The sequence below is a fragment of the Sphingobacterium sp. UBA7253 genome (genome assembly GCF_002472745.1).
GTDB lineage: Bacteria > Bacteroidota > Bacteroidia > Sphingobacteriales > Sphingobacteriaceae > Sphingobacterium > Sphingobacterium siyangense.
This window is the reverse complement of record NZ_DKSP01000248.1, coordinates 1-2,406: the sequence shown is the minus strand read 5'-3', so window position 1 is coordinate 2,406 and position 2,406 is coordinate 1. Positions and strand designations below refer to the sequence as shown.

3 protein-coding genes are annotated in these 2,406 nt (G+C 37.3%); 2 read left to right on the top strand and 1 reads right to left on the bottom strand.

Annotated elements, in window-relative coordinates:
• Nucleotides 1–642: deoxyhypusine synthase family protein (locus tag B2X72_RS26080; protein ID WP_286852109.1), on the top strand; the 642-nt coding region annotated here is incomplete at its 5' end.
• Nucleotides 643–720: 78 nt separating this feature from the next.
• The gene (locus B2X72_RS26075) at nt 721–1,383 is read left to right on the top strand and encodes a hypothetical protein (RefSeq protein WP_232475679.1); all 663 of its coding nucleotides are present in this window, start codon (nt 721–723) and stop codon (nt 1,381–1,383) included.
• 40 nt (nt 1,384–1,423) lie between these two features.
• Here the strand turns inward: B2X72_RS26075 and B2X72_RS26070 are convergent.
• Nucleotides 1,424–2,406 (bottom strand): energy transducer TonB (locus B2X72_RS26070; protein ID WP_286852106.1); only part of this gene is annotated, 983 nt, incomplete at its 5' end.

Here is a 2,406-nt window from a genome sequence, read left to right as displayed (position 1 = left end):
CGTGTTACAGATACTTGTATTCCGGAAGAGGAAGCTTTCCGTCGTTTGCAGAAACATCTTGAAGATGTTTGGCATGCTGCTGAGGCTAAAGGTGAGCGTTACTTACCACATGAGTTTCTTTATCAGGTTGTTAACTCTGGTGTGTTGGAGCAATATTATGAAATCGACCCAAAAGATTCTTGGATTGTTGCTGCTGCGGAGAAAAATTTACCAATTGTATGTCCAGGATGGGAAGATTCAACGACAGGTAATATCTTCGCTTCCAATGTGATCAAAGGTAAATTGAAAGCGAGTACTGTTAAATCTGGTATTGAGTACATGATTTACTTGACAGAGTGGTACCGTAACAACTCAGCAGGTAAAGGTGTTGGATTTTTCCAAATCGCAGGTGGTATTTCTGGTGACTTCCCAATCTGTGTAGTTCCGATGATGTATCAAGATCTTGAATGGGAAGAAGTACCTTTCTGGGCTTATTTCTGTCAAATTTCAGATTCAACAACTTCGTACGGTTCTTACTCTGGTGCTGTTCCAAACGAGAAAATCACTTGGGGGAAATTAGATATTGATACACCTAAATTTATCGTAGAATCTGATGCGACGATCGTTGCGCCATTAATCTTCTCGTATATCTTAGGTCATTAATCTTTTTGACATACAGAAAGGAGCGATTCTTCGCTCCTTTTTCTTCTTTATCTTTACTGTCTAATATTTCTTTTTCCGATGAGCAATCTTACAACAGATAACCCCGTTGCACTTCAGACCTTAATGGATGAAACAATCTTTGGTAATGGTTTTGATTTTCAAGCCGATCTGTCTACACATCCTTTACAGGAGGAGAATAGTGCTCATGCGCAAGCAGCTGTTGTACAAGCATCATCGGAAATGAAGGATACCTCGTATGTGGCGGTGGGCTTAGGTGCAGAGAAAGCCGCTGTAGCTATTGAGTCCGGCAGGGACGGCGATACTGTTAATCATCTGGAGGTATTGGGTGGTGAATTTATATATCAAGGAAATAAGGATCAGGGAATACTCTTTATTTTGCGTTACGAGCAATACCCCTATTTTTCTCCAGCCGCATTGGGCGCTTTTGAAAAAACAATTGGTGCTTTGAAATTGACGAAAGAGACCGTTGCGGTACTCAATTTGGCAAATCCCCATAACCCGAATGATTTTAAGCGTATTATGCAGTTTTTCCAACCGACTAAGATTATATTGTTGGGTGTGGAACCCGCGTCTTTGAAACTTCCATTTATTGAACATAATTCCTACATGAAAGGCCGTATTGCGACGGTTTTTAATACGTTCAGTTTTGAAGAGATGTTTGTTGATGTGAATAAAAAGAAGCTGTTCTGGAATGAATTTAAAACTTTTATCGTATCATAATTTGTAAATGGGATTAACTTCCAACTTTTGCGACGGTTCTTCAATCTTTCTGCAGGTTAAGCCGAATAGGTAACATGTAAGCAACACGAACGGATTCGCCTTTATATACCCTTGGGATCCATTTCTTCGATTTTTTGATGACAGCTATTCCTGCATCTCCAGTGCCAAATCCGAGGTCCTGAAAGATCCTAAAATCAGATAAACTACCATCCTTTTCAATAAAAAAGCCAATAAGTATTGTGCCACTTGCACCAGCTTTTAAAGCTTTTGATGGACAATTATAATTATTTGAGATAAATTGCATTAACTTCCCTATTCCTTCAGAATAGGTCGGGTCAATATTATAATTCGTAGAATCGTAACGTGATATAGTTCCATCGTTTTTGGTCATTTCGCCATATAACAGATTATCATCTTTATAGTATTCTTTGAATGTATATGGGATAATATCAGTACTCTTTCCTTGCCATTCACCTTCACGCTTGTTATTAACTAAAGGGCCTTCTTCAAAATCATTTTTAAATCCGGTTTTAAAATGTATAATCCCATTCCCATTTTCAATTTTTCTTATTCCCAAAGAATCAAAATAGGCTAGATATTGTGTGGTACTATTATATTGCCAAGTTATGTTATTGGTTCCATTATTAAGTGTTATTAAGTGGATTTTTCCAGATGGATAATAATAGTAAGCCGTATCGATCAAATATCCTTTAGCATTAAATGTTTCTTTGCTTTTAGGCATGCCATCTGGGTAGTAGGTCTCTTTATGCCCGATATAATTATAGGGTACCTTACCGGACAACGATATTCCGCTTGTTTTGACTTTATCATTACTCACAAATTTTTCCAAAACAATATATTGCTGTTTACCATCTTTAAATTCGGGAGTAACTTTTCTTGAATAATAGGCTTTGTTCATATCTGTTGTATGATTTCCGGTTTCGTCCAAATAATATTGGGCGTTGGCCTTGCTAATTCCAAACAGCAATAAACATAATAATTGTAATAAGACTCTTTTCATAA